Annotated in this window: 28 protein-coding genes; 15 read left to right on the forward strand and 13 right to left on the reverse strand. The window is 64.3% G+C overall.

From position 1 onward, the window contains the following. Positions 1-77: 77 nt before the first annotated feature. Positions 78-1,703, reverse strand: coding sequence for a methyl-accepting chemotaxis protein (locus OH705_RS17415; protein ID WP_267302624.1), 1,626 nt, complete (start codon positions 1,701-1,703; stop codon positions 78-80). Between the two features lie 250 nt (positions 1,704-1,953). Continuing rightward, positions 1,954-3,156: an NAD(P)/FAD-dependent oxidoreductase gene (locus tag OH705_RS17420; protein WP_267302625.1), complete on the reverse strand. Its 1,203-nt coding sequence runs from the start codon at positions 3,154-3,156 to the stop codon at positions 1,954-1,956. Positions 3,157-3,424: 268 nt separating this feature from the next. Between OH705_RS17420 and OH705_RS17425 the strand changes: the two genes are divergently transcribed. From OH705_RS17425 to OH705_RS17435, 3 genes are all read left to right on the forward strand, one after another. Further along, positions 3,425-3,967 carry an RrF2 family transcriptional regulator gene (locus OH705_RS17425; protein ID WP_267302626.1) on the forward strand — a complete coding sequence of 181 codons (543 nt, stop codon included), beginning with the start codon at positions 3,425-3,427 and terminating at the stop codon, positions 3,965-3,967. Positions 3,968-4,104: 137 nt separating this feature from the next. Further along, the gene (locus tag OH705_RS17430) at positions 4,105-5,010 is read left to right on the forward strand and encodes a LysR family transcriptional regulator (protein ID WP_031314708.1); all 906 of its coding nucleotides are present in this window, start codon (positions 4,105-4,107) and stop codon (positions 5,008-5,010) included. Positions 5,011-5,218: 208 nt separating this feature from the next. Continuing rightward, the gene (locus tag OH705_RS17435) at positions 5,219-5,479 is read left to right on the forward strand and encodes a DUF1652 domain-containing protein (protein WP_023629516.1); all 261 of its coding nucleotides are present in this window, start codon (positions 5,219-5,221) and stop codon (positions 5,477-5,479) included. Between the two features lie 2 nt (positions 5,480-5,481). Here OH705_RS17435 and OH705_RS17440 read toward each other — a convergent pair whose 3' ends face one another. Together OH705_RS17440 and OH705_RS17445 are read right to left on the reverse strand one after the other, a co-directional pair. Beyond that, positions 5,482-5,769 (reverse strand): hypothetical protein, encoded by a 288-nt coding sequence (locus OH705_RS17440; protein WP_023629515.1) that lies wholly within the window; start codon positions 5,767-5,769, stop codon positions 5,482-5,484. A gap of 140 nt (positions 5,770-5,909) precedes the next feature. Continuing rightward, entirely contained in the window at positions 5,910-6,260 is a 351-nt protein-coding gene (locus OH705_RS17445; RefSeq protein WP_023629514.1) for a response regulator, read from the reverse strand. An 87-nt stretch (positions 6,261-6,347) separates the two neighbouring features. Between OH705_RS17445 and OH705_RS17450 the strand changes: the two genes are divergently transcribed. Genes OH705_RS17450 through OH705_RS17475 form a run of 6 tightly spaced genes read left to right on the forward strand, consistent with a single transcriptional unit; the run spans position 6,348 to position 13,025 of the window. Then, the gene (locus OH705_RS17450; RefSeq protein ID WP_158659606.1) at positions 6,348-6,518 is read left to right on the forward strand and encodes a hypothetical protein; all 171 of its coding nucleotides are present in this window, start codon (positions 6,348-6,350) and stop codon (positions 6,516-6,518) included. Further along, complete coding sequence (locus tag OH705_RS17455; protein ID WP_267302627.1) at positions 6,515-9,985, forward strand: response regulator; 3,471 nt, start codon at positions 6,515-6,517, stop codon at positions 9,983-9,985. Before OH705_RS17450 ends, OH705_RS17455 begins: the two co-directional genes overlap by 4 nt. A 4-nt stretch (positions 9,986-9,989) precedes the next feature. Further along, positions 9,990-10,811 carry a CheR family methyltransferase gene (locus OH705_RS17460; RefSeq protein WP_094011900.1) on the forward strand — a complete coding sequence of 274 codons (822 nt, stop codon included), beginning with the start codon at positions 9,990-9,992 and terminating at the stop codon, positions 10,809-10,811. Further along, the gene (locus OH705_RS17465; protein WP_023629511.1) at positions 10,808-11,383 is read left to right on the forward strand and encodes a chemotaxis protein CheB; all 576 of its coding nucleotides are present in this window, start codon (positions 10,808-10,810) and stop codon (positions 11,381-11,383) included. Before OH705_RS17460 ends, OH705_RS17465 begins: the two co-directional genes overlap by 4 nt. Further along, a complete protein-coding gene (locus OH705_RS17470; RefSeq protein ID WP_094011901.1) occupies positions 11,377-12,603 on the forward strand; it encodes a hybrid sensor histidine kinase/response regulator in 1,227 nt (408 codons plus the stop codon). The genes OH705_RS17465 and OH705_RS17470 overlap by 7 nt, the downstream gene beginning before the upstream one ends. A 44-nt stretch (positions 12,604-12,647) precedes the next feature. Continuing rightward, positions 12,648-13,025: a response regulator gene (locus OH705_RS17475; protein ID WP_023629509.1), complete on the forward strand. Its 378-nt coding sequence runs from the start codon at positions 12,648-12,650 to the stop codon at positions 13,023-13,025. A gap of 137 nt (positions 13,026-13,162) precedes the next feature. On the opposite strand, the gene OH705_RS17480 is transcribed toward OH705_RS17475, so the two are convergent. Both OH705_RS17480 and pvdM read right to left on the reverse strand, forming a co-directional pair. Then, a complete protein-coding gene (locus OH705_RS17480) occupies positions 13,163-14,443 on the reverse strand; it encodes an aminotransferase class V-fold PLP-dependent enzyme (protein ID WP_160290785.1) in 1,281 nt (426 codons plus the stop codon). Further along, entirely contained in the window at positions 14,436-15,809 is a 1,374-nt protein-coding gene (pvdM, locus tag OH705_RS17485; protein ID WP_046855255.1) for a pyoverdine-tailoring dipeptidase-like protein PvdM, read from the reverse strand. The genes OH705_RS17480 and pvdM overlap by 8 nt, the downstream gene beginning before the upstream one ends. A 181-nt stretch (positions 15,810-15,990) precedes the next feature. Here pvdM and OH705_RS17490 point away from each other — a divergent pair, with 181 nt between their 5' ends. After that, entirely contained in the window at positions 15,991-16,413 is a 423-nt protein-coding gene (locus OH705_RS17490) for a hypothetical protein (RefSeq protein ID WP_094011903.1), read from the forward strand. A 51-nt stretch (positions 16,414-16,464) separates the two neighbouring features. Here OH705_RS17490 and pbpG read toward each other — a convergent pair whose 3' ends face one another. Next, positions 16,465-17,388: a D-alanyl-D-alanine endopeptidase gene (pbpG, locus tag OH705_RS17495; RefSeq protein WP_267302628.1), complete on the reverse strand. Its 924-nt coding sequence runs from the start codon at positions 17,386-17,388 to the stop codon at positions 16,465-16,467. A gap of 184 nt (positions 17,389-17,572) precedes the next feature. On the opposite strand from pbpG, the gene OH705_RS17500 reads away from it, so the two are divergent. Next, entirely contained in the window at positions 17,573-17,998 is a 426-nt protein-coding gene (locus OH705_RS17500) for a GNAT family N-acetyltransferase (RefSeq protein ID WP_023631773.1), read from the forward strand. 28 nt (positions 17,999-18,026) lie between these two features. Here the strand turns inward: OH705_RS17500 and OH705_RS17505 are convergent, their stop codons facing one another. The 3 genes from OH705_RS17505 to OH705_RS17515 all read right to left on the reverse strand — a co-directional run bounded on the left by OH705_RS17505 (position 18,027) and on the right by OH705_RS17515 (position 20,086). Beyond that, a complete protein-coding gene (locus OH705_RS17505) occupies positions 18,027-18,842 on the reverse strand; it encodes a protein phosphatase 2C domain-containing protein (RefSeq protein WP_110605298.1) in 816 nt (271 codons plus the stop codon). A 61-nt stretch (positions 18,843-18,903) separates the two neighbouring features. Further along, positions 18,904-19,512: a hypothetical protein gene (locus tag OH705_RS17510; RefSeq protein WP_094011967.1), complete on the reverse strand. Its 609-nt coding sequence runs from the start codon at positions 19,510-19,512 to the stop codon at positions 18,904-18,906. Positions 19,513-19,594: 82 nt separating this feature from the next. Beyond that, on the reverse strand, positions 19,595-20,086 hold the full coding sequence (locus OH705_RS17515) for a GNAT family N-acetyltransferase (protein ID WP_094011968.1): 492 nt from the start codon (positions 20,084-20,086) through the stop codon (positions 19,595-19,597). Between the two features lie 155 nt (positions 20,087-20,241). On the opposite strand from OH705_RS17515, the gene OH705_RS17520 reads away from it, so the two are divergent. Both OH705_RS17520 and OH705_RS17525 read left to right on the forward strand, forming a co-directional pair. Beyond that, on the forward strand, positions 20,242-20,562 hold the full coding sequence (locus OH705_RS17520) for a DUF2388 domain-containing protein (RefSeq protein WP_023632009.1): 321 nt from the start codon (positions 20,242-20,244) through the stop codon (positions 20,560-20,562). A gap of 87 nt (positions 20,563-20,649) precedes the next feature. After that, positions 20,650-21,129, forward strand: a complete 480-nt coding sequence (locus OH705_RS17525) for a VOC family protein (protein ID WP_094011969.1) — start codon at positions 20,650-20,652, stop codon at positions 21,127-21,129. 5 nt (positions 21,130-21,134) lie between these two features. Here the strand turns inward: OH705_RS17525 and OH705_RS17530 are convergent, their stop codons facing one another. Then, positions 21,135-21,821 carry a GNAT family N-acetyltransferase gene (locus tag OH705_RS17530; RefSeq protein ID WP_094011970.1) on the reverse strand — a complete coding sequence of 229 codons (687 nt, stop codon included), beginning with the start codon at positions 21,819-21,821 and terminating at the stop codon, positions 21,135-21,137. Between the two features lie 234 nt (positions 21,822-22,055). Beyond that, complete coding sequence (argC, locus tag OH705_RS17535) at positions 22,056-22,985, reverse strand: N-acetyl-gamma-glutamyl-phosphate reductase (protein ID WP_094011971.1); 930 nt, start codon at positions 22,983-22,985, stop codon at positions 22,056-22,058. A gap of 122 nt (positions 22,986-23,107) precedes the next feature. Here argC and OH705_RS17540 point away from each other — a divergent pair, with 122 nt between their 5' ends. After that, a complete protein-coding gene (locus OH705_RS17540) occupies positions 23,108-23,989 on the forward strand; it encodes a LysR family transcriptional regulator (protein WP_267302629.1) in 882 nt (293 codons plus the stop codon). Between the two features lie 5 nt (positions 23,990-23,994). Here the strand turns inward: OH705_RS17540 and OH705_RS17545 are convergent, their stop codons facing one another. After that, entirely contained in the window at positions 23,995-24,792 is a 798-nt protein-coding gene (locus OH705_RS17545) for a helix-turn-helix transcriptional regulator (protein WP_267302630.1), read from the reverse strand. A 181-nt stretch (positions 24,793-24,973) separates the two neighbouring features. Between OH705_RS17545 and OH705_RS17550 the strand changes: the two genes are divergently transcribed. After that, complete coding sequence (locus tag OH705_RS17550) at positions 24,974-26,338, forward strand: APC family permease (RefSeq protein ID WP_267302631.1); 1,365 nt, start codon at positions 24,974-24,976, stop codon at positions 26,336-26,338.

Consider the following 26,338-nt stretch of genomic DNA (forward strand, 5'->3'; position numbering starts at 1 on the left):
AGTTTTTCTGACTTTTTATCTGCGTGAATTGTGATGGGAAGGGGGCGCACGGCTGCGCCCCACACTGCTGCGAATGGTCAGACCTTGAATTGCGCCACCATCGCGTTCAGCTCCACCGCCAGGCGTGAAAGGTCCTGGGCCGCAGCGCTGGTCTGGTTGGCGCCTGCCGAAGTCTGCATCGCCAGGTCGCGGATGTTCACCAGATTGCGGTCGACCTCCCGCGCCACCTGGGCCTGCTGTTCAGAGGCCGTGGCGATCACCAGGTTGCGCTGGTTGATCGTGGCGATCGCCTCGGCGATCAGTTCCAGGGCCCGGCCGGCCGATTGCGCCACTTCCAGGGTGCCGCCGGCGCGGCCCTGGCTGCTGTGCATGGCGTTGACCGCGCGCTCGGTGCCGGTCTGGATGCCGCCGATCATCTGCTCGATCTCCGCCGTCGACTGCTGGGTGCGGTGGGCCAGGGCGCGTACCTCGTCGGCGACGACGGCAAAACCACGGCCCGCCTCGCCGGCACGGGCGGCCTCGATGGCGGCGTTGAGGGCCAGCAGGTTGGTCTGGCCGGCGATCGAACCGATCACGTCGAGCACCTGGCTGATCTGGTTGGCGTGGCTGGCAAGTTGCTCAATTTCCTCGGCGGTGCCGGTCACGTCATCGACCAGGTGCTGGATCGAGGCCAGTGCCTGGTTGACCTGGTCGCGGCCGTCGCGAGTTGTGCGGTCGGCGCCTTGGGAAGCATCGGCGGTGCTCACGGCGTTGCTGGCCACTTCTTCGACAGCGGCGGTCATCTGGTTGACCGCGGTGGCGGCCTGGTCGATCTCGGCACTCTGCTGGTGCAGGCCGCGGCTGGTGTCTTCTGTAACGCTGTGCAATTCCTCGGAGGCCGAGGCCAGCTGGTCGGAGGAGGCGGCGATCCGCCGCAAGGTATCGCGCAGGCTGTGCTGCATGCGGCTCAGGGCGCGCAGCAGCAAGGCCGGCTCGTCGCGGCCGAGCACGGTGATCTCGCGGGTCAGGTCGCCGGTGGCGACGCGCTCGGCCACGGCGACGGCGTCGGCCAGCGGCACGATGATGCTGCGGGTGAGGAGGGTGGCGATGGCGACCAGCGCGAGCAGGATCACGGTGATGGCGCCGATGATCAGGGCAAAGGCTTCGTCCGAGGCCGCACTGCTGCGCTGCGAGGCCTGCTCGGCGCCCTGGGTGTTGTAGGCGATCAGTTCGCCCAGAGCCTTCATCATGCTGTCGGCGTATTCGGCCAGCGGGCCGTTGACCAGGCGGCGGGCTTCGTCGAGCTGATCGTTGCCGGCGGCGCTGCGAATGGCTTTCTGCAGGCCGTGGTAACGCTCGCTGAGACCGATGAAGGCATCGAACAGGGCGCGGTCGTCGGCTTTGATGATGGTGCGCTCGTAGGCCTTGAGGTCGCTATCGAGCTGCTGGTTGACCTGGACGATCTTGTCCAGGGTAATGTGACGTGCGCTGCTGCTGTCCTCCAGGACACTGCGCAAGGTGAGGGCGCGGGCTCGGCCCAGGTTGCTGCTGACTTCGCCCAGGGCGATTACCGCGGGCATCCAGGTGATGCGGATCTCGTCGGTGGCGCTGTCCATTCTGCGGGTTTCGTACAGGGCGACCAGGCCCATGACCAGGACCAGGACCCCGAGCAGGGTGAACATTCCTGCTGCCCGAATGCCAATCTTAACGTTCCGTAACTGCATGCGACGCTCCTTGACGGTGGCTGGCAGGCGTCAAGAGCGCGGACTGACCGGGCTCGGCTGGAAGGGCTCTCGATGCACTGCGAAAGGGGATATATCCTCACGGTTCATGTTGTTTTTTCTGGATGATGACACAGTGCCACTATTATTGACCAGTCGTTCAATGAAAGCTCGTTCCCTCGGGTATGTCGTCACTTGCTGACCGTTAGTCTTCATTGCGTCGCAAAAAGGGCCGCAGAGCGGCCCTTTCTTATCATGCAACGATTGGAATGGCGGGGTCGGCAGCTGCTAGCGCCTGGGCGCGATCAGCTGCGGGGGGGTAGATCCATACCGTGTTGATCTGGCGCTTGAGACTCTTGCCTTCCAGGCCCTGCAGGTGCAGTTCGCGTTCCCAGCCTTCGCTGTAGGCCGCGCCCCACCCTCCAAGGTCCAGGCAGGTGACGTACTTGGGCTGGCGATAGATCACCGGCTCCACGCCCAGCAGCTCGGCCATGGCGTTGTTGCCCGAATGGCGGCCCATGGGAATGGCGTGCTGGCAGGTCATCAGCGCTAGGTTGCCCTTGTCGTCGACGGCGGCGCAGGCGACATCGCCAGTGGCGAAGATGTAGTCCTGCCCAATGACTTTCAGGTGATCATCAACTTTCAGGCGTCCCAAGCCGTCACGCTCGCCTGCGACCTGGGCGGTCAACGGGCTGGCCTTGACCCCAACGGTCCATATCACAGTCTTGCTGGCGATGTATTCGCCGTTATCCAGGGTCACGCCCCCCGCATCCACCGCCACCACCGAGGTGCCAGTCAGCCATTGCACCCCGGCCTGCTCGCTGGCGCTGACAATGGCCGGGGTGATCCCGGCGCCGAGCGCGGCACCGATGCTGGCGCCACGGTCGATCAGCACCACGCGGGCCTGGCCTTCGCCGAGGATGGCGCGCAGTCGGGATGGCAGCTCGGTGGCCGTTTCGATACCGGTGAAGCCACCGCCGCACACCACCAGGGTGTTGCGCGCCGGGGAGGCGGGCAGGCTGGCCAGGCTATGCAGGTGCTGCTCCAGGCGAGTGGCCGACTCCATCTGGTCGACATCGAAGGTGTGCTCGGTCAGGCCCGGGACGGCGGGGCGGGCCACCTGGCTGCCGGCGGCGAGGATCAGACGATCGTAGGCGAGCTGGTGCGTGTGCCCGTTGGTATCGCGATAGCCGACCAGGCGGGCGTCGCTGTCGATGGTGTCGGCGGTGCCGTGGATGAACTCCACGCCCACCACGTCGAACAGGGCCTCCAAGGGCGCCTGCAAGCTGTGCACGTCGGCTTCATAGAAGCGTGGGCGGATCCGCAGTTGCGGCTGCGGGGCCAGCACACTGATGCGCACGTCGCCGCGCTGGGCCTGGTCGAGCAGGCGGGCGGCGCTCAGGGCGCTCCAGACACCGGCAAAGCCGGCACCGATGATCAGGATACGAGAGGTCATGAAGGTGCTCCGCAAGGTAGGAAAGGGCTTCGACGAAGCATGTGCTACTTGTCGAATAACTACGACTGTATTGATCGTAGTTTAATTCGGCAAGTGTTTTTTAAGCATCGGGTTGTGCGTCAACCGCCACAAAATGCGCGGATGCCGCGTATTGAATGACGTAAAGCGGGGTCTTGACCGGCCAGCCCGACGACAGGCGGCTACGCCCGGCTTTGCTTTCCAGCACTGACGGGCGTACAATTTACGACTAAATCAGTCGGAGATTTATATGTCCCTCTACAGTGCAGGCGTCGAGTACGGCATCCACTGCCTGCTGTTCCTGGTGGACGAGCGTGGCGACAGTCGCGAGTCCAGCGTGCGTGACCTGGCCGAGCTGCAGGGGGTGCCCCAGGAATACCTGGCCAAGGTCTTCACCAAGCTCGCCCGGGCCGGGCTGGTTGCCGCGACCGAAGGCGTGCGCGGCGGGTTTCGCCTGGCGCGGCCTTCCGACGAAATCACCGTGCTGGATATCGTCACGGCCATCGATGGACCGAAGAAGCTCTTCGATTGCCGGGAGATCCGCGAGCGCTGCGCGGTGTTCGAGGGTTCGGCGCCGGGCTGGGCGACCGAGGGCACCTGTGCCATTCACGCGGTGATGCTGGGGGCACAGAAACGCATGGAAGAGGCGTTGGCCCAGCAGACCATCCTCGACCTGGTACGGCGGTTCGGGCGCAAGGCGCCGGCTGAGTTCGGGCAGAAGGTCAATGACTGGATGAGCGAGCGACGCGACGGCAAAGGCAGCGCTGGCGATATTTCGTTGCAGGTGGTCTGACTGGGCCTGGGCCACCACGGAAAATGCTGCTCAACCCCCAGGTAAATCCTGGCCTGGGTGATCCGCCCGCGCGCCTCAAGGCGCGGTAAGCTGACAGGAAAATCCCGCGCGCCGCCCACGGCGCCAGAGAGGTCAGCGTGGCTTCCTACACCTTGCGTCAACTGAAGTACTTCGTCACCACCGTGGAGGCCGGCAGCGTCGCCGAAGCCTCGCGCCAGTTGTACATCGCCCAGCCGTCGATCTCCACGGCGATCAAGAGCCTGGAAGAAAGCTTCGGCGTGCAGCTGTTCATTCGCCATCACGCCCAGGGCGTGTCGCTGACGCCCAGCGGCAAGCGCTTCTACGCCAAGACCCGGTCCCTGCTGCAGATGGCCCACGAGTTCGAGCAGAACGCCCTGGCCGACAACGACACGGTGGCCGGGCAGATCGACATCGGCTGTTTCGAGACCGTGGCACCGCTGTATCTGCCGCGGCTGATCGCCGGCTTCCGCGAGCGCTACCCCGGGGTGGACATCCGCCTGCGCGACGGTGAGCAACAGGACCTGATCCAGGGGCTGACGGCCGGTACCTTCGACCTGGCGTTCCTCTATGACCATGACCTGGACGGCACCATCGAGACCGAGCCGCTGATGCCCCCACAGAAGCCCTATGTGCTGCTGCCGGAAAAGCACCGTTTCGCAGGCCAAGCCCAGGTGTCGCTGCGTGACCTGTGTCCCGAGCCGATGATCCTGCTCGACGTGGCCCCAAGCCGCACCTATTTCGTCAGCCTGTTCAACGAACTGGGGCTGACGCCGAACATCGTCTTCAGCTCCCCGTCGATCGAGATGGTCCGGGGCATGGTCGGGCAGGGCTTTGGTTTCTCGCTGCTGGTGACCCGGCCGCACTCGGAATTCACCTACGACGGGCAGCGGCTGGTGACGCTGGCGATCGCCGAGCCGGTGACGCTGTCGGGGTTGGCGGCGGCGCACCTCAGGCGTGTGCAACTGACCAAGCCGGCGCAGCTATTCGTGGAGTTCTGCCGTGAAGAGCTGGCACGGATGTAGGTGCTGACCGCCCGTCGCCTGTAGGGCGAAGACGACCGAACGTTGCCCGGTCAGTGGTTTCTTCCACTAAGGTGCATGAGACACTTCGGCGTTGTCATTACCGGGGCGAATGGACCTGCGCCCGGTGATGCTCAACTTCGACTGACAACCTTGCCGGTCGAGGGCGTAGCACATCTAACAGGCCATCCACTACAGAGAGGGTCGTACCATGTCTTTGATTGGCGTTTCTATGCTTGAGATGCGGCAGATGATCGAGCAGGCTTGCCTGCCCGACCACTGCGAGGTGAGCTGCGCCGATGGCGAGAACCTCACCATTCGCTTGGGTCAGGGCTCGAGTCCGGACGATTGCCTTACCGTGGCAGTGGTGCCAATTGCCAACCTCAACAACTGTCGAGATCTGGTGAACCTTGTGAGTCGGGTCAAGGCGCAACGTGATGCCCCGCCGGGGGCCCGTAAAGCGATTGCCTGAGGTCATTGCAACTCGAGCAACAGATTGATGCCGCCGTCGCCGCACTTGACGTGTTCACGGACAACGCCCCGATAATTGCGTCCCTCCCAGGCGAAGGCGACGCTGTGCGCCTTCTCCACCTTGGCAGGTAACGGTGGCTCGATATGCAGGCGCAGTGCGGGGCGGCCCTGCAGGCTAAGTGCCGCCAACTGGACCTGGCACATGGCACGCTGGGCCATTGGACCGAATAATGTATCGCGGACGAAATCCAGTTCCAGGCAAGCGCAAGGGGCACGACAAGGCATCTTCATGGTGGCTTTCCGACTCAAAGAGGCATAGCTCGAAGTTGGAAGCGTAAAGGCGCCAGACGTTCAAATTATTTCAGTAGGCTGAAGCAGCTCATTCGGCCTGGCATGCGCGGCACCCGCTAAGCCAGTTGCTAACAGGCGGCTCAGGGGGGGCCGAGAATCTCCAGCACCTTGTCGCGCAACTGGTCGATGCTGAACGGCTTGCCTATGAGGTGCATGCCTGGGGGCACGTTGAAGCTCTCGGCGTAGCCACTGGCGAACAGCACGGGCAGATTCGGCCGGCTTTCCCGGGCCTTGGCCGCCAATTCCTCGCCGCGCAGGTCGGGCAACCCGACGTCGGTCATCAACAGCGCCAGCGGTTGCGTCGGATCCTCGATGATCTTGAGGGCCGCGGCAGCGCTGTCGGCCTCGATGGCGGCATAGCCCAGTTCGTCGAGCACTTCGACTATCAGCATACGAACGATGTCGTCGTCTTCGACTACCAGAAGGTGCATTTCATGGGTCCTGTTTCGATGGATTGTCTCTACTCTGTGCGCGGGGCCATGGCAGAAGTTCCCAAGCTTAACGGCATGCGCAAATAGATGGAACGTTTGCTGCAAGCAGGCTTCAAATACTGGCTAAATGCCCTGCCAGATCTGCCAAAGCTGGTTAGACTCGCGGTATTCGCGGTCGGTCTGGCGCAGGGCATCACTTACACGACGTTGACGCCGGTCTGTTCAATGGATTTTTTTCGCTCGGGCACTTTCACATGATTCAAGCAGCCTCGATGGACCAACGCAGTTTTCGCAAACTGCTGAGCCGCAACGTCGGCCTGCCCCTGGGAGTGGGGCTACTGGGCGCCGTGGCCTTTGTCGCGGTGATCTACTACCTGCTTTCGGCCATGCAGTGGGTCGAGCACACCGATCGGGTGATCGGCAATGCCAACGAGACGATCAAGCTGTCGATCGACATGGAAACCGGCATGCGCGGCTATCTGCTGACCGGCGAAGAGCGTTTCCTCGACCCCTATGAGGTGGCCAAGCCGCGCATCTTCGGCAGCCTGGACAGCCTGCGGGCAATGGTGGCCGACAACCCTCAGCAAGTTGACCGCATCGACCGCATCGCGGCGCTGCAGCGCGAGTGGAACACCTTCGGCAACGAAGTCATCAGCCAGCGGCGCACCCAACAGGGTGATGTGGCGTCGTCGATTGGCCGTGGCCGCGGCAAGCGCCTGACCGACGAGATCCGCAAGGAGTTCGACACTTTCATCAACACCGAGCAGCAACTGCGTACGGCGCGCAACGAGACGGTCAGCACGGTCACCATGACCGCGATCTCGGCGTTCGTGCTGTTCATCGTTGCCCTGAGTGCGTTGCTTGCTTACCTCGGACGGCGTGACTTGCTGGCCTTGTCCTCAAGCTATGTCGAAAACCTCGAAGCCCAGCAACGCGCCGCCGAGCGCCTGGAGCAACAGGCCTGGGTGCGTGCCGGACAGACCCAGCTGGCCGAACAGGTGCTGGGCCAGCTGACGCTGCCGATGCTTGGCGACAATATCCTGCGCTTTTTCGCCGGTTACCTGGGCAGCGTGGTCGGTGCGCTGTATGTGCGCGATGAGCATGGCCAGCTGGTGCGGGTCGCCGCCTATGGTCTGGATGCCGAACAGAAGGCCAGCGAACCGCGCGTCGGCGATCATGCCGGCCTGCTGGGCGAGGCGGTGGCCCAGGGGCGGCTGTTGCGCCTGGATGAGCTGCCGGAGGATTACTACCGCCTGAGTTCCGGGCTGGGCCGTGGCTTGCCTCGCAGCGGTGTGCTGGTGCCGGCGCAGGACGAAGCGCGGGTCAACGGCGTACTGGAGCTGGGATTCCTACGCACGCTGCAAGATCGTGACTTGGAGCTGCTGCAGCGCGTCGCCGAAAACCTGGGTATCTCCATCGAAAGCGCCCGCTATCGCCAGCGCCTGCAGGAAGTGCTCGCTGAAACCCAGCAGCTCAACGAAGAACTGCAGGTGCAGCAGGAGGAACTCAAGACCGCCAACGAAGAGCTCGAGGAACAGTCGCGGGTGCTCAAGGAGTCCCAGGCCCACCTCGAGACCCAGCAGGCCGAACTCGAGCAGACCAACGAACAACTGGCCGAGCGCACCGAGGCGCTGGACCGCAAGAACGGCGAGCTGAACCAGGCCCAGGTCGAGTTGCAGGCCCGCGCCGATGACCTGCAGCGCTCGAGCAAGTACAAGTCCGAGTTTCTCGCCAACATGTCCCATGAGCTGCGCACTCCACTCAACAGCTCACTGATCCTGGCCAAGCTGCTGGCCGAGAACGCCGAAGGCAACCTCAGCAAGGAGCAGGTGAAGTTCGCCGAGTCCATCTATTCGGCCGGCAACGACCTGCTCAACCTGATCAACGATATTCTCGACATCGCCAAGGTCGAGGCCGGCAAGCTGGAGGTACGCGCCGAAAACACTCCGCTGGAGCGGCTGGTCGAAGGCTTGAAGGGTATGTTCCAACCGTTGGCGCAGGACAAGGGGCTGTCCTTCGCCGTGCAACTGGAGCAACCGTTGCCGGCTTCCCTGTTCACCGACCGTCAGCGCCTTGAGCAGATTCTCAAGAACCTGTTGTCCAACGCCATCAAGTTCACCGAGCGTGGCCAGGTCAGCCTGCGCATCAGCCATCAAGCGGGACGGGGGATCGTCTTCGCGGTGCGCGACACCGGCATCGGCATCGCCGCCGACCAGCAGCAGGCGATCTTCGGCGCCTTCCACCAGGTCGATGGCACCAGCAACCGGCGCTATGGCGGCACGGGCCTGGGCTTGTCCATCTCGCGTGACCTGGCGCACCTGCTGGGTGGGCAGATCGATGTCGATAGCACCCCGGGGCAGGGCAGCGTTTTCAGCCTGGTCCTTCCCGAGCATTTCGAGCCTGATACCCAGCAGATCGAGGTGCACAGCCTGCGCCCGGCGGTCGACGAACTGCCTCCGGCACCGCCGATGGCGACAACCGTACGCAGCGAGCGCCCGACGCCGGCCTTCGCCGACGATCGCGAGCAGGCGCCATTCGGCAACCGCTGCATCCTGGTGATCGAGGATGAGCCGAATTTCGCTCGTATCCTCTTCGACCTCGCCCACGAACTGGGCTACAGCTGCCTGGTCGCCCATTCCGCCGACGAGGGCTTCGAGCTGGCGGCCCAGTACCTGCCCGATGCCATCCTGCTGGACATGCGCCTGCCTGACCATTCCGGGCTTACCGTGCTGCAGCGCCTGAAAGAGCAGGCCGGCACCCGGCATATTCCGGTGCATATCATTTCGGTGGAGGACCGAGTCGAGGCGGCCATGCACATGGGGGCGGTGGGCTACGCAGTCAAGCCCACCAGCCGCGAGGAACTCAAGGCGGTGTTCGGTCGGCTGGAGGCGAAGCTCACGCAGAAGCTCAAGCACATCCTGCTGGTGGAAGACGATGACCTGCAGCGCGAGAGCATTGCCCGCCTGATCGGCGACGACGATATCGAAATCACTGCCGTGGCAATGGCTCAGGATGCCCTGGCGCTGCTGCGCGAGAATATCTACGACTGCATGATCATCGACCTCAAGTTGCCCGACATGCTCGGCAACGAGCTGCTCAAACGCATGACCGCCGAAGATATCCGCAGCTTCCCGCCAGTGATCGTCTACACCGGCCGTAATCTCACCCGCGAGGAGGAGGCCGACCTGCTCAAATATTCGCGCTCGATCATCATCAAGGGCGCGCGCTCGCCCGAGCGCCTGCTCGATGAAGTGACACTGTTCTTGCACAAGGTCGAGTCGCAGCTGTCCAACGAACGCCAGCGCATGCTCAAGACCGCTCGCAGCCGCGACAAGGTGTTCGAGGGGCGCAAGATCCTGCTGGTGGACGATGATGTGCGTAATATCTTCGCCCTGACCAGCGCCCTGGAACACAAGGGTGCCATCGTCGAGATCGGCCGCAACGGGCGCGAGGCCATAGAGTGCCTCGAAGCCAACGACGACATCGACCTGGTGCTGATGGACGTGATGATGCCGGAAATGGATGGCTACGAGGCGACGCGCCTGATCCGTCAGCAACCGCGCTGGCGCAAGCTGCCGATTATCGCCGTGACCGCCAAGGCGATGAAGGACGACCAGCAGCGTTGCCTGCAGGCCGGGGCCAATGACTACCTGGCCAAACCGATCGAGCTGGACCGCCTGTTCTCGCTGATCCGAGTCTGGCTGCCGCAATTGGAGCGAATCTGAAATCTTGACCAGTGAACGCAATACCGATATCGAAATCCGGCTGCTGATCGAGGCGATCTACCTCAAGTACAGCTACGATTTTCGCGATTACTCCGGCGCCTCGATCAAGCGCCGGATCCTCCATGCCATGCGCCAGTTCGACTGCCGCACGGTATCGTCGCTGCAGGAGCGAGTGCTGCATGACCCGGGCATGTTCCTCGAGTTGCTGCAGTACCTGACGATCCCGGTCAGCGAGATGTTCCGCGACCCTGGGCACTTCCTGGCACTGCGCACCGAAGTGGTGCCGCTGCTGCGCACCTGGCCCTCGCTGAAGATCTGGATCGCCGGTTGCAGCACCGGCGAGGAGGTGTACTCCATGGCCATCCTGCTGCGCGAGGAGGGCCTGCTCGAACGCACCATCATTTATGCCACCGATATCAATCCGCACTCGCTGGAGCGTGCCAAGCAGGGCATCTACTCCATGCAGGTCATGCATGAGTACGAAGATAACTATCGCAAGGCAGGTGGTCGGCGGGACTTTTCCGAGTACTACACCAGCGCCTACGGCAACGCCATCATGGATGCCAGTCTGCGCGACAACGTGACCTTCGCCGATCACAGCCTGGCCACCGACAGCGTGTTCTCCGAGACACAACTGGTGTCGTGCCGCAATGTGCTGATCTACTTCAACAAGGGGCTGCAAGACCGTGCCCTGGGGCTGTTCCACGAGTCGCTGTGCCACCGCGGCTTTCTGGTGCTGGGCAGCAAGGAGTCGGTGGACTTCTCGGCCTACGGCGAGCGTTTCGAGCCGCTGGTGCGGCCCGAGCGGATCTACCGCAAGACATGAACAGCGTGCGAGCGATTGTGATTGGCGCCTCGGCGGGGGGCGTGTCGGCGCTGTTCAGCGTGCTCGGCGCGCTGCCCGGCGATTTCGCCATCCCGGTATTATGCGTGCTGCATCTGCCCGATGATCGGCACAGCCAGCTGGCCGAGGTGCTGCAACGCCGCTTGCGTCGACCGGTTCGCGAGGCCCTCGACAAGGCGCGAATAGAGCCCGGCCTGATCTATGTAGCGGGGCCGGGCTACCACCTGTCGGTGGAGCGTGATTTCAGCCTGTCGCTGAGCCAGGAAGAACCGGTGCATTTCTCACGACCGGCAATCGATTTTCTCTTCGAGTCGGCCGCCGACGCCTACGGCTCGGAGCTGCTAGGCGTATTGCTCACCGGGGCCAATGAAGACGGCGCCCAAGGGCTTTTACGCATCAAACAAAGCGGAGGCCGGACGGTAGTCCAGGACCCTCGCGAAGCACAGGTCGCGTTGATGCCGGAGGCCGCACTGGCCCTGCACGACCCGGACCACATTCTTTCCCTGAGCGGTATCGGGCAGTTGCTCGCTACCCTGGAACCCAGCGCATGCTAAGCCACATCACCGCGAAACTGCTGATCGTCGACGACCTGCCGGAAAACCTGCTGGCCCTGGCCGCCCTGATCCAGGGCGATGACCGCGAGGTGTATCAGGCACAGTCCGCCGACGAGGCGTTGTCGCTCCTGCTCGAGCACGAGTTCGGCCTGGCCATTCTCGATGTGCAGATGCCTGGCATGAACGGATTCGAGCTGGCCGAGCTGATGCGCGGCATGGAGAAGACCCGCAATATTCCCATCGTCTTTGTCAGCGCCGCCGGGCGCGAGATGAACTATGCCTTCAAGGGGTATGAGAGCGGAGCGGTGGATTTTCTGCACAAGCCCCTGGAACCCTTGGCTGTGAAGAGCAAGGTGTCGGTATTCGTCGACCTGTTCCGCCAACGCAAGGCGCTGGACCGCCAACTGCAGGCCCTGGAACACAGCCGGCAGGAGCAGGAGCTGCTCCTCAACCAGTTGCAGCTGGCTCGTGGCGAGCTGGAGCGAGCAGTGCGCATGCGCGATGACTTCATGTCGATCGTCTCCCATGAGGTGCGCACGCCACTCAACGGGCTGATCCTGGAAACCCAGTTGCGTCGCATGCATCTTGCGCGTGGCAACCTGGCGGCGTTCAGCGAAGACAAGCTCAAGGCCATGGTCGAGCGCGACGAACGCCAGATCAACAGCCTGATCCGCCTGGTCGAAGACATGCTCGACGTGTCGCGGATTCGCACCGGCAAGCTTTCGATCCGGCCGCGCACCTTCGACCTTGGACAACTGGTGCGGGGGCTGGTGGAGAACTTCACCGCCCAGGCCAACGCGGTGGACACCTTTATCGAGCTGCAGCGCTGCGATGCCTTGCAGGGCGAGTGGGACGAGTTCCGGATTGAACAGGTGGTGGCCAACCTGTTGTCCAATGCCTTGCGCTATGGCAATCGCAAGCCTGTGCAAGTGCGGGTGTTCGAAGAGGACGCAATGGCCTGTGTACAGGTGCAGGACCAAGGTATCGGCATCGATGTACAGAACCAGCAGCGGATCTTCCAGCAGTTCGAGCGTGTCGCTGCGCAGCAGGCCAGTGGTGGCCTGGGCTTGGGCCTGTACATTTCCGAGCAGATCATCCTGGCTCATGGCGGGCGGATCCGGGTCGACAGTCAGGTTGGAACTGGGTCGACGTTCACCGTCCAGCTGCCGCTATCGGTATTGCCGCATGCCTGTGATCAGCCCCGGGCAACCTCTGCATAAAGCTGCGGTCTGATAGCCAACTTATTGAATTCGAAGGCGTTGTCATGAGTGAAGATGCACAAGACGTGGTACTGGTGGTTGAGGACGAGCCGGCGATCCGCATGATCCTGCGTGATTACCTGGCAGGCGAGGGCTACCACGTGCTGGTGGCCGAGGATGGCGAGCAGGCGTTCGCGATCCTGGCCAGCAAGCCGCACCTGGACCTGATGGTCACCGATTTCCGCCTGCCGGGCGGGATTTCCGGGGTGGAGATCGCAGAGCCTGCGGTGAAACTGCGGCCTGACCTGAAAGTGATCTTCATCAGCGGCTATCCGGCGGAGATTCTCGAGTCGGGTAGCCCGATCGCGCGCAAGGCGCCGATCTTGGCCAAGCCGTTTGACCTGGATACCCTCCACGAGCAGATCCAGGCGTTGCTGCGCTAGGCCATCGCTGGCAAGTCGTTGCGGCGAACCGTAGCTCCCACAGAGGCGGCGCTTGGCTTGAGGGCGGCGCGGTCGGGGTGGGAGCCGGCTCGCCGGCGAATGGGCTGCACCGCAGCCCCGGTATGGATGGCGTTACCTCAACCGATCTGCGTACGCAGCAATGCCATGGCCCGGTCAACCTGCTGTTCATCGTTGAGCAGGCTCGGCGCAAAGCGGATCACCGGCCCTGCGTCGCGGTCCACGGCATCGACCATGACCTTGTTGGCGTTCAGGTAGGCGGCCACGGCATCGGGATCGCGATCCTTGATGCGGAAGAAGGTGAAGCCTGCGGAGAACTCGCGGCTGACCGGCGTCACCAGCTCCACGGCGCGGTGTTCAGCCAGGCGCGCCTTGAGGTAGTCGTTGAGCTGGTGGATACGTGCCTGGACATCGGCCTTGCCCAGCTCCAGGTGCAGCTTGAAGGCCTCGCCCAGCGCCCAGCGGTGCTCGAAGGCGTGGTACCCGCCCGGGGTCATGATGGTGCCGAAGTCCTCGTTGCGTGAAAAGGTGGCGAAGGTCGGTGTCAGGTGCTGCATCTGCTCGGACGCCGAGCAGATGATCCCGGTCCCGCGTGGACCGAACATCCACTTGTGGGTGCCAGCGATGAAGTAGTCGCAGTTGAAGTCGGCGAAGCGGGCGTTTTCCACGCCGAAGCCATGCACGCCATCGACCACGTAGACAATCCGTTCGGCCTCGTCGCGGTTGCGGTTGTGCTGGCGCACCAGCTCGCCGATGGCGCCCACCGGCAGCTTGACGCCGCTGCCCGAGTGCACCCAGGTCATGCCCAGCACACGGGTTTCAGGGCGAATGCTGCGGTCGATCACGCTCAGCACCCGGTCGGTGGACACGTCGCCCGGTTTGTCGAACAGGCGCAGCTTGCGCACCTGGGTGCCATGCTGGCGCAGACGGAAGGCCAGGCAGTTGTGGGTCGAGTAGTGCTCGTGCTCGGTGGTCAGGATCTCCTGGTGCGACGCCACGTGCAGGCCGCCGTAGATCATGCCCAGACCCTCGGTGGTGCTGCCGGTGAGGGCGACCTGGCGGGGGCGCACGTCCAGATAACGGCCAGCCCACTCGCGGACCTCATCCTCGCGCTGCCATTCGTACTGGCTCTCCCAGTCCATGCACACCGCGGGGTTGTGGTCGAGGGTGGCGCGGTGGCGGTCGATCGCATCCTGTACCGGCCGTGGGTGGGCGGTGATCAGGAAGTTGGCGAAGTGCGCGACATCCGGCGCCAGGGGAAACAGCTGGCGCAACTGGCGCCATTTGTCCGGGCCCTGCAATGACGGCGGGGTGGCGGTGGCGGCCAGGGCGCTTGGCAGCAACGGCAGGCTGGCCGCCAGGGCGGCGGCCTGCTTGAGGAAGGCGCGCCGATCAGTCATGGCGGGTTTCCTGGGCGGTATTGGCGAGCTGGGCCACGGGGTTGGCGGCTTTCTGCACCTGCCCCCAGACGCGCAGGAAGTTGCCTGCCCAGAGCTTGGCGATATCGGTTTCGGAATAGCCGCGGGTCAGCAGTTCGGCGGTCACGTTGCGGATCTCGCCGACGTTCATGAAACCGGTGACGCCGCCGCCATCGTTGAAGTCGGAACTGATGCCGACATGGTCGATGCCCATCTTCTTCACCGCGTAGTCAATGGCGTCGACATACTCCTTGAGGCCGGCGCGGGGCTCTTCGTCGACGATGGCATACAGGCTGCTGGCGTATTCGCCGAAGCGCGCCTCTGGCCAGATGGCGATGATCGGGTCGCCCGGCATCAGTGCGTTGGTCAGGCCTTGCAACGGTTGCAGGTCGAAGCGTGCGCGCAGGGCTTCGAGCTTCTCCAGGGTCGGCTTGCTCAGGGGCTTGAGGTAAGTGGTGAAGGCCACCACCTGAAGCACGCCGCCGCTGTCCTTGATCAGTTGCATCTCTTTGTCGGACAGGTTGCGCGGAATGTCCACCAGCGCCCGTGGCGCCGAATGCGAGGCCACGAACGGCGCGCGGCTCAGGCGGGCGACGTCTTCCAGGGCCAGGGTGGACATCTGCGAGACATCGATGATCACGCCCAGGTCGTTGAGCCGCTTGACCGCCTGCTCGCCCAGTGGCGACAGGCCGCCGAAGGCGTCGGGGGTGTCGTTGAAGAATGGCAGTGGCCGCGAGGAATCGGCCCAGGCGTTGTTGCCGGTGTAGCTGAAGCCGAACATGCGCATGCCGCGCTTGGTCCACAAGTCGAGCTGCGACAGGTCGCTGCCCAGTGGGTAGGCGTTGAGCATGCTGATGAAAATGGCGAACTTGCCTTCGCCGTTCAGGCGCCGGAAATCGTCTGGTGTGTAGGCAATGCCGACCTGGTTGGGGAAGTCGCGCACGATGCCGCTGATGATCTTGTAGCGCACTTCCTGCTGGTTGCGGGCCTCGTCGATGAAGCCAGGGGTAGGGCGGTGCGGCGCGTTCGGGCCGTTCCACAGCTCCGGCCAGCCGAAGACGGTCAGCGCCGCGCCGGACAGCCGGCCCTTGGCCGCCTTGGCCAGGTCGAACTGGCCACGGCCGTCCTTGTCTGCTTCGTAACCGGTGCTGCCGTAGCCCAACGGCACGGTGACATGGCTGTCGAAGGAGAGCATGTGCTCATGCAGGTCGTTGGCCTGCTGCACGATCGCACGGGGGTAGCCGCCGTCCTGTTTCCAGAAGTAATAGCCGGCGGCTCCACCCAGGGCGGCCACCAGGGCCAGGGGCAGGCCGATGTACAAGGCTTTGCGGGAGCGGGTCTTGGTCATTGCCATCTCGTTGCAGGGCTGATCGGTTCCGGCCTGGCCGCGCGGTGGGCGCTAGGGCAGGGCTCGGGTATCAGGTGGACGAATGGCGGGCGGGTAAATTTATCGGTGGGCGAGAATCAAGTTTGCACGCGTGGTGCCGATACCCCAGTCATTGAAAGGACCCACCGTGGAGGATTAAGGAATGGTAGGCATCAACAACGTCAGCAGCAGCATCGCCACGCAACTGGTCAAAGGGCAGGCCAAAGAAGACGAGAAGTCGCCGGCTACTGTCGCGGTAGACCTCAAAGGCACCAGCGAACCAGGCAAGCCTGCCGGCGCAAAGAAGGCCGAGGATGACGAGGGTAGCGGCGAGCCGTCGTACATTCAGCAAATGCGCGAGATGATCAGGCAATTGCAGAAGCAGATGGCCGAAGAACAGCGTCAGCTGGCGAAGATCGCCGCGCAGGAAATGGACGACACCACGAAAGCGACGATGATTCTCGCCAAGCAGTCGAGCATTGCCACCTTGAGCGGGCAAATACAGGCAGCGACCGCGAAGCTGCTTGATGCACTGACCAAGACCGGCGGCAACAGTGCCGGTGGCATGGTATCCACCCAGGCCTGAAAACGCCCGGTTTCAGCCCACAACGCCCCGCTTGCGCGGGGCGTTGTCGTTTCAGTCCTGCGCCAGGCGCGCGCGCTGCCTTTCACTCTTGTACTGCATGGCGACTGCCGGCGCCGGCTTGGCGCTGCCGGTTTCCAGCCACTGGCGCATGCGGCTGGCGTCGGCGAAGTGGGTGTACTTGCCGAAGGCGTCGAGGATCACCATGGCCACTGGACGGTTGTCCATTTTGGTCAGCAGCACCAGGCAATGCCCCGCTTCGTTGGTGAAGCCGGTCTTGGTCAGCTTGATGTCCCAGTTGCTCTTGTTCACCAGGTGGTCGGTGTTACGGAAACCCAGGGTGTAGTTGGGCTTGCGGAACGCCACGGTCTTTTCGCGGGTGACCGACAACTCGCTGAGCATCGGGTACTTGCGCGAGGCCATCAGCAGCTTGGCCAGGTCCTGGGCGGTGGAGACGTTCAAGGTCGACAGGCCGGTCGGCTCGACGTAGCGGGTGTGGCTCATGCCCAGGCTGCGGGCCTTGGCGTTCATCGCCTTGATGAACGCGCCGTAGCCACCGGGGTAATGGTTGGCCAGGGAGTTGGCCGCACGGTTTTCCGACGACATCAGGGTGATCAGCAACGTCTCGCGACGGTTCAGCTCGCTGCCCAGTCGCACCCGGGAATACACGCCTTTCATCTCCGGGTTGTTGGCGATTGTCATGGTGAGCATCTCGTCCATGGGCAGCTTGGCGTCGAGCACGACCATCGCGGTCATCAACTTGGTGACCGAGGCGATGGGGCGCACGCGATCGGCGTGGCTGGAATACAGCTCCTTGTTGGTGTTGAGGTCGATCAACAGGGCGCTGCCGGACGCCAGGTGCAGTTTGCCCGGGTCACGCTGGACCTGGGCCGGGGGTTGTGCAGCAGCGGTCGACGGTAGGGTCGCGGTTCCTGTGAGCAACAGCAGCAGGCTGAGGATGGACAGGGAAGTTTTCACGTTGAGGCTCACTAAATGTTGGTATGTCGTTGGCTGTGCAAGGGTTTCCCCCAAAAAACCGTTGCATTCTGGAGTATGGTCGAACGGCTGTCGAATGCCTTATATCCAAAGGGCGCAACGTGAAGTAAATTTAATCCGGCGCGCTTTGCGCCGCATTCCCATATGGTCAACCGGACGACCTGCCATGACACTCCGTATCGATTTCACCGACCAGGCGACTAGCCTGCATCACGATGCAATTTTGAAACCCTTGCGCGAATTCAATGATGGCGTGATCGGCTCGCCTGGAGCGGCCACCGTCGCCTGGACGCTGCGTGACCCCAACCTTGATGAAATCGTCGGTGGCCTCTACGCCAGGCTGGGTGGGGGGTGGATGTTCGTCGAACTGCTGGTGGTGCCCGAGCGGATGCGCGGGCAGGGCTGTGGGCGCGAGCTGATGGCCAGGGCTGAGGCGCTGGCGAGGAAAAAGGGCTGTGGCGGGATCTGGCTGGATACCTTCAGCTTCCAGGCGCCGGACTTCTACCGCAAGCTGGGGTTCGAGTTTTTTGGTGAGATTGCCGATTTCCCGCCTGGGCATACCCGTTATTTTCTGCAAAAGCGATTGGCCTAGTCTTGCAGGCTTCGCACAGGAAAAGGTCTCAGCCAACCCGCAACCAGATCGCCGAGGCGTCGTCGCTCATCTTGAATCGTGGGTAGCGCAGGCATGCCGCATCGTCTTGCTCGATGCCACGCAACGTCCGCGCCAGGTCATCGAGGCCGTGGGCCAGCAGGCGCTCGATGAAACCGGCTGGGTCATAGGCGCGATAAGTGTCGAACAGTGCGGCGAAACCGTCGCTCATCAACAGCACATCGTCCCCCAGGGACACTGATGCCCGGCTGTAGAGCGTGCCCTCCCTGGACAGCTCGGCATCGATGCCAAGCACGGCCCGGGGACGCTCACGGGCAACCCGCCGGTCAGCCAGTACGGCAGGGGTCCGCACGCCGTGGGCGCCAGTACCGGGCCCAAGTGCCGCAGCCTCGGCGCGTTCGGCCTCGCGGTCGGGCTCCGGGGTGAGGAAGTGGATGCCGCTCGCGCTGCGGTGCAGTACCACGCAGTCGGCCAGGTGGGCGCAGACCAGCTCATCACCTTCCAACGCTACCGCGGCAAAGGCGGCGCGCGGCAGTTCCCAGGTGGCCAACGGCTCACGTTGACGGTCTTGCTGGTAAGCCTGGGCAATCGCCACGAAAACCGATTCGCAGACCTGCCGCAGGGGCCCCGACGCCGCGGAGAAGGCGCGCTGGGCCGTGGCCGAGAGCCAGGCCGCGCCGCCGCGCTCACCCAGCAGGCCGGGAGCGCCGAGGTCAGTAGCGCCGTCGATTACCCAGGCATGGCGGTCGGCACTGCCGACGCGGTCGTCATTGGGGACATCGGGCTTGCCAGCCAGGCTCAGGGACTGGATCAGGTCGAAATGCATATCGGGCTCCGGATCGATGGGGTGCAGCAACCTTGAACGCTGGGTCGGCGTGCGTCAAATATCAAGGTTTGGGTGCGCGGTCCCAGCAGTCGCTGTCCAGGGCGCAGACGCCGTATTGCCGGTCCATCAGCGCCATGCGCCGCAGGTGGGCGTCGATGATGTCGCGGTTCACTTCGCTGTCGATGATGTAGCGGCTGTAGCGCTCGATCAGGCGGAGTTTCCAGGCCTCTCGGGTGGCCGCGTCGAGTGTGTCGGGCGCATTGGCCAGCCGTTGCAGGGTGAGGTCGTCGACACGCTTGAGCTGGTCGGTGAGGGTGTCGATGTAGAGGGCGCGCTGCGTTTCCTTGTGGCGCGCAGTGTCGGCATCGAAGACATCAAGGTTGCGCTGCCATTGGCTCCAGTAGGCGTCCGGCAGCTGGATATCGCGTTTCTGACGCAGCTTGGCGACGATTTGCGCGTTGCTCTGGCGCGGGGGTGGTTGACGGTTCTGACTGGCCAGCGGGTCCAGGGCGAGGGCCTGGGCAATCCAGGCATTGCGTGCCTCGCTGTCCGGCAGCACCGGGCCAAGTGGCGGGGCTTGGTCGGTGGTGGAGCGGGGCAGGGCATTGCAGCCGGCAAGCGACAGGAGCAGTGACAGTACCAGCAGCGCTGGTAGGTTGTGACGCGACATGAATCTTCCTTGAGTAACTGCAAGATCGTGCATCCGTGGCGGATGCACGAGAAGTATCGGCGCTTGCGCGGCTGACTTGAGCTCAGTCCAGTTGCTTGGCCATTTCCGCGGTCTGCGCCCAGCCCAGCCCGGCATAGACCGGCCGGCCCACCTCGGTGGCGTGCAGGACGGCAAAGCCCAGGCCGCGCCGGATGAACTCGGCCTCCGCCAGGCACATCAGTTTCGAAGCCAGTCCCCGGCGGCGATGGGAAGGCTCCACGTAGACATTGAGCACGTAGCCGCGCTGCTCGTGACAGGGATGCGCCGGGTGCGGCGGCCAGTCGATCGACATCAGGCCGATGGCCGCCACCGGCTGCTCCTCATCCAGCAGCACGAAACCGTAGTAGCGACCATCGGCCAGGCGTGGTTGCAGCCAGGGCCGGAAGTGTTCGGTCATGGTTCGCAGGCTCACAGGGTCGCCACCGGCCTCCAGGAACATGGCCTCGCGATGGGCGCAAACCATGGCCTGGTCGCCCGGCAGCAAGCGGCGCAGGACCAGCCCGGGAAAATCGCTGGTGGTTGGCAGTTCGTTCATGGCAGCTCCCTTGGTTACAGGCTTCGATCCTAGGCGCAGCGGGCAATCGCCGTTAGATACAGATGGCCGGCAAACCTGGCATACAGCAACCTTGCCGCTGCCTGCGTTTATGGCGATGATCCGTGGCAACGCGACCACCCGACGAAGAGGCCCGCATGCCTGTTGCCCCGCTTTTGCGTTGCACCCTGCTCCTGCTGCTCGCAACCCCGGTGTGGGCGATGGACGGCAAGGGCAACTCGATCGATCACTTCACCGTTGGCTCCAGCCTGGGCACGGCCGCAGTGAGCGGCTCCACCAGCCACTCGCAGCGCAGCTACCAGGCCGCCCGCGATGATGCGCTGATGTTCATCGCCAGCGACGGGCGTTTGCGCGGAGCACGCCTGGAGCAGGCGCTGGGTGACTATCGCCAATTGCACCCCGCTAGCGCGCTGGGTGACCTTGAGCTGGCCCGGGCCTTCGCCTGCCAGGGGAGCTGACTGGCCAGCCGTTGATCGCGCTTGCTCGGGGCGGATGGATCCGGGGGCTAGACTCGTGGGCAGTGAGACCCGCCCAGGAGAGTGCCCATGACCGCCAAGAACACTGTTTGCCTGTGGTACGACAACGACGCCGAGGACGCGGCGAATTTCTATGCCAGCACCTTTCCCGACAGCCGCGTGACCGCAGTGCACAAGGCGCCTGCCGACTACCCCTCGGGCAAGGCGGGCGACGTGATCACCGTCGAGTTCACAGTGATGGGCGTGCCCTGCATTGGCCTGAACGGCGGCAAGGCGTTCAGCCACAGCGAGGCGTTTTCGTTCCAGGTGGCGACCGACAGCCAGGAAGAGACCGACCGCTACTGGAACGCCATCGTCGGCAATGGTGGCAGTGAAAGTGTCTGTGGCTGGTGCAAGGACAAATGGGGCCTGTCCTGGCAGATCAGTCCACGGATACTCACCGAGGCCGTTGCCAGCGCCGATCGCGGCGTGGCGAAGCGGGCGTTCGAGGCGATGCTGCAGATGAGCAGGATCGATATCGCCGCCATCGAGAAAGCCATCAAGGGCTGAACCCTTCAGTGCACGAGCTTGCGTTCGCTGACGCATGCCCTCGCTTGCTCGGCCAGCGTATCCAGCCGTACGTCGCGCAGCCGTTCGGCCTCGACCATCGCCGCTTCGCCCTGCTGCTTGAGCAGGTAGGCATGGATCTGCCGCACCTCGACGGTCTGGTAGATCGGCGCGATATCCAGCCGCCCGATCAGTGCCTCGCTGGGCTTGCCGGTACTGCTCATCAATACCTGCGGCCCGGCGCTGGCGACTACCTGCAGGCCCATGTTCTCGAACCACGGCACTTGCTGGGCGAAGGCGCTCAGCTCGACACAGGCATAGCGGCCACGCACGGCATCCAGCAGGCCACGGGCGATACCTTTGCGGCGGTGGTTGGCGTCCACGGCGAGGTAGGCGAGGGCGCAGGCTTGCGGGTTGTCCTGGGCCGGCAATACCAGGGCAAAGCCGAGCAACCGGTCCGGCGCGTCGGCATCCAGGGCGAGGGTCAGTTCAACTCGCAGGCCGCGGGTGCCGTCCAGGGCCATCAGGTACTGGTGCACCTCCAGGCCGACACCATACTGGTACAGCGGGTACAGCGGGTTGTCCGGGCTGATGGCGACGCTGCTGAGCTGACCGACGTGGTCGATCACCAGTTGGCGGATCTGGTTCTGGAAGGATTCGGGCGGCACGCCGTCAAGGCGGCGGAGGATGAACATCGCGGGTGGAACTCCGGCAAGGTGTGAAACACCCGCCCCGGACGAGGCGGGCGTCCATTCTACCCGCAGATGCTAGTGTCCTGCCTCGGAAATAAGCTGTTCACTTTTGGCGGCGTCTTGGGCGCCCGGCCCGCGTTGCCACTCCTCGCCATAGCCCTGCTATGACTCGTCGCGGCGCCTTGGCCGAACACCCAAGCCACTCGCCAAAAGAGAACGTATTTCCGAGACAGGACACTAGCGCAGCCCAGCCAGCATCAGGTCGAGGTTCTGCACGGCGGCGCCCGACGCGCCCTTGCCCAGGTTGTCGAATACCGCGGTCAGCAGCACCTGGCCGTGCTCGGGGTTGGCGTACAGGGCCAGGCGCAGGTCATTGCTATCGTTCAGCGCCTGCGGGTCGAGCGCTGCGGCCGCGCCGTGCTGGTGCAGGGGCATGACCTGCACGTGCTGGGCTCCCTGGTAGTGCTGTTCCAGGCAGGCCTGCAGTTGCTCGGCGCTGACCCCGGGCAGCAGGCGCAGTTGCAGGGGAATGCTCAGCACGATGCCCTGGCGATAGTCGCCATAGCCCGGGACGAACACCGGTCGTGCGCTGAGCCCTGCGTGTCGCTGGATCTCCGGCACATGCTTGTGGGCCAGTTCCAGGCCGTACAGCTGCAGCGCCGGCAGGTAATCATCGCTGCGCTGTTCATGGCGCTCGACCGCGGCACGGCCACCCCCGGAGTAGCCGGATATGGCATGGATGCTCAGCGGGTAGTCGGCGGGCAGCAGGCCGGCGTTGACCAGCGGATGCAGCAGGGCGATGGCGCCGGTAGGGTAGCAGCCGGGGTTGCTGACCCGGGTAGCCGTGGCGATGCGCTCGGCCTGCTCGGCGTTCAGCTCAGGCAGGCCGTAGACCCAGCCTGGAGCTGTGCGGTGCGCAGAGCTGGCGTCGATCACCCGTACCGCCGGGTTGCGCAGGATGGCCACGGCCTCGCGGGCGGCTTCGTCGGGCAGGCAGAGAAGGGCAATGTCGGCGCTGTTGATGGCCTCGCTGCGGCGGGCCGGGTCCTTGCGCTCGGCCTCGGGCAGGGTGAGCAAACGCAGGTCGTCGCGGCCTTGCAGGCGGGCGTGGATCTGCAGACCGGTGGTGCCTTGGTCGCCATCGATGAATACTAGGGGTTGATGCATGTCGATTGTCCGGTGACGGGAGTGATGGCTAATCCTCGCTGCTCACTGGACGAAAGAAAATTTGAATATCATGATGCCCACGTTCAGTAATACTGAATTGATAGCCGCCCTTGCGAGACCCCATGCGAAAAATCAGCCTCGACCGCCTGCGCACCCTGGTGGTGATCGCCGACTGCGCGTCCTTCGCGCAGGCCGCCCGCCAGCTCAACCTGGCGCCCCCGACCATCAGCCTGCATGTGGCGGAACTGGAGGCGCGCATCGGAGCCCCATTGCTCACCCGCACGCGCGGCCAGGTTCGCCCCACGACCATCGGCGCGACGTTGCTGGCCCGCGCCCGGCGCCTGCTGGCCGATGCCGACCAGGCGCTGGACGAGGTGCGCCGGCAGGTCGAGGGCCTGACCGGCCGGGTGCGCCTCGGCGCCTCGACCGGCGCCATTGCCCACCTGCTGCCCCAGGCCCTGGAAACCCTGCGGGTGGATCATCCGGGGATCGACGTGCAGGTGCAGGTGCTCACCTCCCAGGCCTCCCTGGCGCGTCTGCGTGAAGGCACCCTGGACATCGGCCTGGTGGCGCTGCCGCAGGTGGCGGGCAAGGGCTTGAGGATCACGCCGTGGCGGCGCGATCCGATCATGGCCTATGTGCCCGCCGACTGGCAGCCGCCGGCGCGGGTCACCCCGGCCTGGCTGGCCGGCAGGGCGCTGATCCTCAACGACAGCACCACCCAGCTGTCGCGGGTCACCTCGGAGTGGTTCGCCACGGCAGGTCTGTATCCCGAAGCGCGGATCGAGCTGAACTACAACGATGCGATCAAGAGCTTGGTGGCCGCCGGGTATGGCGCCACCTTGCTGCCGCAGGAAGGTGAGGTGCGCCAGCCGCAGGGGCGTATTGCCCAACGGCCATTGCGACCTGGCTTGTGGCGTCAGCTCGGCATTGCCTGCCGTGAAGGGGAGGTGGAGCGGGCGACCGCGCATGTGCTGGAGGCGCTGGGGCGGTTGCGCCAGTGACAGGCTCAAGGGTCCTGCGGATCGTGCCCCAGCGATTGCAGAAACAATGAGAACAGCTCCGGTTGCGACGAGATGTCCAGCTTGGCGTACAGATGCCGGCGATGCACCTTGATGGTCTCCGGTGAAATGGCCAGCCGCTCGGCCATGGCCTTCGATGAATAACCGCGCAGGATAAGCCGGGCGATCTCCAGCTCGCGCTCCGACAGCACCTTGGCGCCGAACAGGCTCATGGCGTCGCGCACCTGGTGGGCCATGCCCGCCACTGGCGTCGGGCGCAAGCTGTGCTGCTGCCAGTGCTGGGTCATCAGTGCGACCACCCACGGACAGACCAGCGCCAGCAGGCCGTGGCTGGCGCTGTCGAACCGTTCGCGCCGGCCCAGCGACAGGGACAGGGCGCCGCTGTCGCCGAGCTGGACGATGAACTGCACCTCGTCCTCCAGGACATGGTCGTGAAAGTACTTGAGGTAGTACTCGCTCTGGCGGAACTGGTCCGGCGCCACTTCTTCCAGGCGATGCAGGCCATCGCCTATGCGCTCCTGGCAGGCCTGGTAGAACGGGTCGAGCTGATACAGGCCACTCAGGTACAGGGCCATGGCCTCGGGGTTGCCTTCACCCCGTGCGTCGAAAATTTCCAGTGCCCGGGGCAGCCCGGTACGGGGGTAGAACATCGCCAGGGCGTTGTCGAACGCCAGCCATTGCTGCAGCAGCAGGATCAACTGGCGCCAGAAGCGCGGCTGGCCGATTCGCTCGACGGTGCGGGCAAGGCCGGCGTGGGCGCTGGCTTCGGTGAATAGATGGTGCATGGGGCCCGCCGCGGCTGGTGGTAGGCCCGCAGTGTTCAGAGCTTTGCACCGCCCCGTCAAGGGGCGTACCCCCTAAGGGTAATTGGCCAAAGGCTTGCCCAGGCCTACAGTCCAGCCCAGGTCCAGCGGCCGCGCGACCGGTTTTCCCCTCACAACCAATAACAATCAGAGGAAAAACGCCATGAGCTCCAGCGAAGAGCCCGCAAGCGCGCTCAAGCAGCGCCTGGGTGTGTTCGACGTGGTCGCCATCACCGTTTCCGCGGTGACCCCAGCCAGTTCCGTGTTCGTCATTGCCCCGTTCGCCATCCAGCAGGCCGGCAGTGGTGCGTTCCTGTCCTTCATCATGGCCGGAGCGCTGGCGTTGATGTTCGCCTGGTGCTACGCCGAACTGGGGCGCGCCCACAGCTCCGCTGGCGGCGAGTACGTGTACGCCAAGCGCGTGTTCGGCGGGCTGGCGGGTTATGCCACCTTCCTCACCGTGCTGGCCTCGATGCTGTTCATACCGCCGGTGCTCGCAGGTGGCGCCGCCACCTACCTGAACAATGCCCTGGGCACGCGTTTCGATACCCAGACCGTGGCCTTGGTGATCGTGGTGTCGAGCTATGCCCTGGGTATCCTCAATATCCGCCTGAATGCCTGGATTACCGGGGTGTTCCTGTTCTGCGAGGTCGCCGCGCTGCTGGTGATCGTGATCCTGGGCTTCGGCAATGCCAGCCAGCCGGTGGCTAGCCTGTTGCAGCCGCAGATGCTCGAGCAAGGGGCGCTGACGGTCGCGCCCTGGGCACTGGTGCTGGGCGCGGTGGGCATGGCGCTGTTCGCCTTCAATGGTTATGGTGGCGCGGTGCTGCTGGCCGAAGACATGAAAGACCGTGGCCGCACCGTGCACCGGGCGGTGCTGTGGTCGCTGGCGGTGGTGGTGGCCATCGAGGTGATCCCGCTGGCGGCGCTGTCGATTGGCGCGCCGTCGCTGCAGGCAATGCTGGCCAGCGGCGATCCGATCGGCTACCTGCTGACCGCCCATGGCAACGAGACCCTGGCGCGGCTGGTCAGCGCGGGGATCTTCCTCTCGGTGTTCAACGCCATCGTCGCCATCGTCATCCAGGTCGGCCGGGTGGTGTACAGCAGCGGGCGCGACGCGATCTGGACGCCCACGCTAAACCGTGCCTTCACCCTGATCCATCCGCGCTGGGAGTCGCCGTGGCTGGCCACGCTGTTCCTCGCCGTGCCGTCGGCCTTGCTGAGCCTGTCCGGCAGCCTGGAGGAGCTGACCTCGTTCACCGTGCTGCTGTTGCTGCTGATCTACCTGGTGGTGGCCGCATGCGCCTTGTGCAGCCGGGTACTGCGCCGCGACCGCGAGCATCCGTACCGCATGCCGCTATGGCCATTGCCGTCGCTGCTGGCGGTCAGCGGTGCCGGCTGGCTGCTGGTGACCTTGCTGCGTGAGGCGTCCTTGCGTGACCTGTTGATCATTCTCGGGCTGCTGGCCGTGTCGGTGACGCTGTACAGCACCCACGGCCGGCTCAGCCCGACCTTCCAGAAATTGTGA

This window comes from Pseudomonas sp. BJa3, assembly GCF_026343815.1.
GTDB classification, from domain to species: Bacteria; Pseudomonadota; Gammaproteobacteria; order Pseudomonadales; family Pseudomonadaceae; genus Aquipseudomonas; species Aquipseudomonas soli.